Below are 5,386 nucleotides of genomic sequence, written 5' to 3'. Positions count from 1 at the left end.
TGGGCAGCCCGAGCGCATTCGGCGCGCCAGGCGCCGGCGGCTCACTCGCATTCGCCGACCCTGAGACGGGCATCGCCTTCGCTTACGTTACCAACCGGATGAGCGCCAAGATGCTCAGCAGCGCACGCGACCAGGCGCTACAGCGCGCTTTGGCCTCAGTACTTGCAGATCATCGGCCACGTGATGAGCACATCGGTAGCGTCGATGCTCAGCGGGCAGGTCAGCGCGCAATTGCGCGTGCAGACTGACCAGCCGAAGCAGGGCGATCGAGGCGGGACAAGTCTGCGCGCCATAGGACTGGACTGGACCGCTCGCCGGTAGGGCTCTGCGGGACCGTTAGCGCTGATAGAGATGTCGAGCGCGGCTTCTCCTGCGTGAATGACCTTGCGCGGGAACTCTGCAATTCCGGACGTCGAAGTGCGATGTTGCCGGTATTGCGGCGAAGGAAGAGCTGCGCGTAATCGGAAATGTGATTTCGCAGGTCGAATGCGACGCGCGTTTTTGCGTGTTGCCTGAAGCCACCGCTGAACAAGGACGGCAATACGTTCCAAAAGCAGGCAAAAGGGTTAAGTGGACGACTGATCGGCGCGTTTTTGCGCGCGGCCCCGCCGACAGCGTGGCCGCGCGCCGTTTGACATACACACCAATCGCGGCGTGGGCGAGGATCGCCTCATTTCTCGATAAACCGTGAGCGACCACCCCTGTCCGAAAGGGGATCGTTCAACGGACGCTCGACAATCCGCTCACCTGGGTCCGGTGTAAACACGCGCGATAAATGGCGGCATTCTAACCAAGCTATCTGTCGCTTGAACCAGGAGAACTGCGACAAGCGAAGGTCGCGAGAGGGTGAAAAGCTGCGATTCGTCCCGTCCATCGCAACGAGCAAAGAGCGCCATTTGCTGACCTTCATTGCGCTTCTCCAAACCTGCCGTTCGCGCTACAGCCCGAGCCGACCCGAAATGGACATTTGGCTTCCCCAAACCACTGCGTCACCAAGCCGACTTTCCGAATATTCTACGGACAATCTCGTCTTCATTCGCATCAAAGCAGCGGCCGTGACCGAGAATCACCCGCCGCGGTTGCCACGACTGGAGCTTGCTTATTACTGCCTGTGCCTTCCGCCGATGCAGGAGAATTGGCAGCCGCATGCCAAAGAAGGTCCGCCCGTGCGGGTAAGCCATCCGAGTCAGCTTGGTCACCGTGCGCCAAGGCTCATCGATCATGTCCAATTCGAGATCGATGATCGTGTCTGTTAGGATCAGCGTCTTTGAAGCTTGGTGGAAGAATATGAACTCTTTGAAGTAGCCGCCGGGAAACAGTGTCTGGTCCATATCCCGCCGCCACTCCTCAGGCGGATCGGCTTCCAAATCTCGTGCGAACGTCACATCCGCGTGCCGTGCGCGTGCTCTTTGGCGGACCCTGGGCGATGCCCATGTTGTTGCCTCAGGGAAAGCCTTCGACCACTCACCGATATGAGCGTAGTGAAACTGGTTGGGTGACACGGGGTGGCGAATTCTGCCCAAGTTCCGTAACTCTTCGGCCACCTTCGAAGCAAACTTAATGGGCGAATGAAGGAACAGATCGCCATTCGATAGGCGCACCACCGTCATCCGAGTGGTGAATGGCAGCGGAAGTTTTATTCCTGCTACCGTCAGATACTCGAACGGACCGTCAACGACGCCAATATCGGGTCCCTGAGGTTTGTAGACGTTCACCGGCTCGTAAAGGGACGCACTCACAGCCCACTCCACTTCATCAGCTCGGCGCAAGGCGAAGATTATCTGATTGTTGCGTTGGCGATGCAACGCGTCTGGCCTGAAGGGCCGCTCCCCACCCCAGCAGTCTTTCGACGCTCGTTTCTGGCGTTCTGCGGCTCAGGTGTTTGAACCAGCGGGACGCGCCACTAGCGGGCATTGAGTTTGCCCCGAAAATAGGACATTCCGGCTAGCCACCAGAGCGACTCATTTTCCAGACTTTCGCTCGTTCTATAACCAAGCGCGGGTGTACTATGGAGCCGGTTGATGAGAAGTTCGTCATCGAAAAAGACAGCGCCCTTTTAGCGCAGGATGTGAAGCTCCATCAGCGACCTTTCCACGTCGTCATGGCTTGGATGAGGTCCAAAGGTATAGCTGGGGATCTTTTCGACAAGCGCATCTGGGATCCGCTCATGGAAGTGTATCGTCGCCTATAGATTCAGAGCGACTATCGGGTCTGGACCGTACCTTGGGACATATAGTCGGGGACGAGCACATTCAGAACTGGCGTGCAAAGATTTTGTCGACTCGACTATCTTCGCATCGGCATGATTGCAGCAGCAGCGTTCGCTGACATAGACGGTTGGCGCAATTTCGTGGGGGAATGGATTACCGAGCTTTCTTTTTCGGACATGGTCGAAAAGGAAGCGCGTGGGTTGGCCGGACATCTCGACACGCTCCTGGATATTGACCCCGACTTGTGGAGCGCTTGCGGAAAGGCGCATACTGCGCTGCGTGTCGCGCTTGGGGTTGTCCAGATGTCACCTGACGTCAAAATCAAGGGCTCGGTTGGTATCCTGGCATATGGATCACTCATCAATGATCCAGGAGCGGAAATCAGCGCGGCTACCGCCAGGACCCTATCCGCGGACGTCGCAACACTATTCCCCGTCGAGTTTGCACGGTCGAGCAGCTCACGAAAGAATGCTCCAACCTTAGTCCCCGTCGAGAATGGCGAGCGCGTCAAGGCGGTGATATTCGTTTTAGCTGACGAGGTTACGATTTCCCAGGCGCGAGATATGCTCTGGCGAAGGGAAACGCGCAATGCGACGGGCATTTATAGACAGCCAGTCAATCCCACGAATAAATCTGTATTCGTAAAGGAAATTAATCAATTCCACGGGATAGACAAAGTGCTTTACACGTCTATTGCGGCCAATATCGAGACCTTGACGGCAGAGCATTTGGCCGATCTCGCGATCCAAAGCGCCAAGGCCGTTTCGGCCGGCGAACTTGCAGCTGGCCTCGATGGCATTACCTACCTGCATCATGCCATTTCCGCCGGAATCAAGACGCATCTTTCGAATGATTATCGAAGCGCGATACTCCAAAAATCTGGGTGTGTGGATTTGCCTGCGGCTATTCAGAAGCTCACGGCTCCTGCCACAAGAGAACATGATAAGTGACCGACGCGCGCGTCGGAGCCTATCCTACTTCCTCGGATCTTTGGGGCTTGGCCTGCTACATGCGACAACGTCCGCTAGCGAGTGTTCCAATCGAAGTATGACAATGTCTGGATGGTCACGACCGCTGGTTTCGCTGAATGTCGGCTTCTCGCCGCCGGAATGACCGGATAGGGTCACTTCGTTCCCTTGACCTCCCATCAGGGATGGTCCGCAAGGGGTCCGACTCCCGTCGTTTGGAAGCCCGCTACTCAACGCTCCCGGTCATCGTCCAAAGAGCGCTGCGTGTCGCGGTTTTGCCGCTCCATACGGTCCGCTTGCCGCTCGGCCTTCTTTCCCGCCACGGTGCCAGGCGCGGCCTGTTTGTCGGGCTGCCGCGGGTTCTGCTCGTTCGCGCGGTCCTGTGTCTTGGCCTGCTGATCTTTTTCGCGAAGAGGGCGGCCTTCGTCTCTCACCGTGTCAGCGGTTCCGGTACCGCCAGTAGCCGCCTGCACTCGCACATCATTCAGGCGTTCGTTCATGAGGCCATTCATTTCCTCGCGTATGCCCGCGAGCTCCTGCTTGTCCTCCTTCTTCGACAAGGATCCGTCGATCCGATCAAAGGCCTTGCTCACGTCCGCGATCTTCCGGCGCAGTTCCAGCGGCGACAATTCCATGCTCATGATCTCCTGTATGCGGCGGGTTAGGTCAATTAGAGTATCAACTTTTTCGACCGACGGCGATAGCGATGTCCCCTCCCTGCTTGACGACAGCGTCGTCGTGCGAAGTTCGGACGACTGAACGGCTGCGACCCTGGCGATGGCCGCCGAAAATGCGGCCACGCCTGCGTCCGCTTGCGACCCGGGCATAGCCGCGCGTGTCATCGTGGCGGTCTGCTGCCAGCCACGTGAGATCCCTGCCCCATACGCGGCTATCGTCTTTGCCTCGAAAACGGCCTGCCGCTTCGCTTCGACGCGCTCAGCGATCGTCGGCGATACGGAGTACCGCGTGTCCCGCCTCGATCGTTCGTAAGCACCGGCCTGGCGCATGTTGAACGGCCGCGAAGCGGCGAAGTCCATGCGGCTGGTCGCCACCATCGCAATCCCCTCCTCGCGGGCTTTTTCGGCGTAGGTCGCACGCCAGTCGTACAGGTCCGCTTTGCTGAAATGCAGCTGCCGGCCGCTTTCCGAGCGCGCAAGGATCATCGCGTGCACATGGACGTGCCCGGTCTCCGCATGATGCGCGATTGCCCATTTGTGATCGGGAATCTTTTCGGCAAGCACGTTCTCGGCCGCGCGCAGCAACGCCCGCGCGTCCGTTCCGGCCCTGGCCGAAAAGACGACGTGATAAACGTTGCGTGGCTCCACCGTTTTGAAATCCGACTTCCACGACGCGTAGAGGGCTTGCGCGGCCTTGTCCGCACGCTGGCCGGCCGGCAGCTCTTCGCCATCGGACTTGATCACGCCGGCATTGGCGCGAATGAATTTTTGCAGAAAATACTGGCCGCCTCGTTCGGTCGAAACGGCCGCTTTGATCTCGGCCCTGCCAGCCACGCCAGCGTCCTTCAGCCGGGTCGTGATCCCATCATCGGCCCGTTGCAGGACACCGCTCCTGCCGTTTTCGTGGTCGAGCTTCTGCAACGCTTCGGCCAGCGCGGCCGCTTTCATCTCCGTGTAGGCATAGACCTTCACAGTGCTGCCGGCGCGAGCATAAACGAACGGCTTGCTGCCGAACGCGGCATTCAACGCGTCGTGCAGATCATCTTGCCCGGGATCGCCGGAGAGTTCGACGTCGACCTCGATGAAATTCGTGTTCTGGAACGCCTCGCGAAAGTCCTCCTGCCACTCCTCCAGAAGCGCCCGCCGCTGCTCGGGGGTCTCAACACTGAGCCCCGAACTCGTGAAAACCTCGATATCGTGCTTCTTGCCGTCCTCATCGGGCCTGGTGCCGAGATATTCGAGCAAGGCGCCGGCAGCACCCTTCGTCCCAGCCGTCGAAATGACCTTGAACATTGCCGGCTGCGCGCCAGCCGCGATTCCCGCGCGCGCCGCGATCGCCTGCGCATGGCTAGGCCCGCGCGTGGTCTTTGCGACAACGGTCGGAACCGGGCGGCCGCCACCGCCGCCCCCTCCCCGTCGCCGTTTTTCATCCTCGTCATTGGCGACCGCAAGTGCTGCGACTTTGGTGAACACGGCAATCGGATCATTTTGCCCGGTAAACGGCCGCAGGGCGGCGGTGATGGTTGCCGAG

5 protein-coding genes and 1 pseudogene are annotated in these 5,386 nt (G+C 59.2%); 3 read left to right on the top strand and 3 right to left on the bottom strand.

Features of this window, described 5'->3' with window-relative positions; all coding sequences use genetic code 11:
* A pseudogene (locus EOA85_RS26325) lies at positions 1 to 248 on the top strand (serine hydrolase); the annotation flags it as partial.
* Between the two features lie 422 nt (positions 249 to 670).
* Here EOA85_RS26325 and EOA85_RS26320 read toward each other — a convergent pair.
* Together EOA85_RS26320 and EOA85_RS26315 are read right to left on the bottom strand one after the other, a co-directional pair.
* Positions 671 to 910 carry a hypothetical protein gene (locus EOA85_RS26320; protein ID WP_127211719.1) on the bottom strand — a complete coding sequence of 80 codons (240 nt, stop codon included), beginning with the start codon at positions 908 to 910 and terminating at the stop codon, positions 671 to 673.
* A gap of 79 nt (positions 911 to 989) precedes the next feature.
* The gene (locus EOA85_RS26315) at positions 990 to 1,805 is read right to left on the bottom strand and encodes a DUF4336 domain-containing protein (RefSeq protein ID WP_245486016.1); all 816 of its coding nucleotides are present in this window, start codon (positions 1,803 to 1,805) and stop codon (positions 990 to 992) included.
* A gap of 497 nt (positions 1,806 to 2,302) precedes the next feature.
* Between EOA85_RS26315 and EOA85_RS26310 the strand changes: the two genes are divergently transcribed.
* Positions 2,303 to 3,160 (top strand): hypothetical protein, encoded by an 858-nt coding sequence (locus tag EOA85_RS26310; protein WP_127211718.1) that lies wholly within the window; start codon positions 2,303 to 2,305, stop codon positions 3,158 to 3,160.
* Between the two features lie 248 nt (positions 3,161 to 3,408).
* On the opposite strand, the gene EOA85_RS26305 is transcribed toward EOA85_RS26310, so the two are convergent.
* Positions 3,409 to 5,100 carry a relaxase/mobilization nuclease domain-containing protein gene (locus EOA85_RS26305; RefSeq protein WP_164759883.1) on the bottom strand — a complete coding sequence of 564 codons (1,692 nt, stop codon included), beginning with the start codon at positions 5,098 to 5,100 and terminating at the stop codon, positions 3,409 to 3,411.
* Positions 5,101 to 5,199: 99 nt separating this feature from the next.
* On the opposite strand from EOA85_RS26305, the gene EOA85_RS38215 reads away from it, so the two are divergent.
* A partial coding sequence (locus EOA85_RS38215; RefSeq protein ID WP_206523372.1) for a hypothetical protein occupies positions 5,200 to 5,386 on the top strand: 187 nt, incomplete at its 3' end.

Source organism: Mesorhizobium sp. M5C.F.Ca.IN.020.29.1.1 (assembly GCF_003997375.1).
GTDB classification, from domain to species: domain Bacteria; phylum Pseudomonadota; class Alphaproteobacteria; order Rhizobiales; family Rhizobiaceae; genus Mesorhizobium; species Mesorhizobium wenxiniae.
Note: the sequence above shows the minus strand (reverse complement) of the source record. Positions and strands in the feature narration are given on the sequence as shown.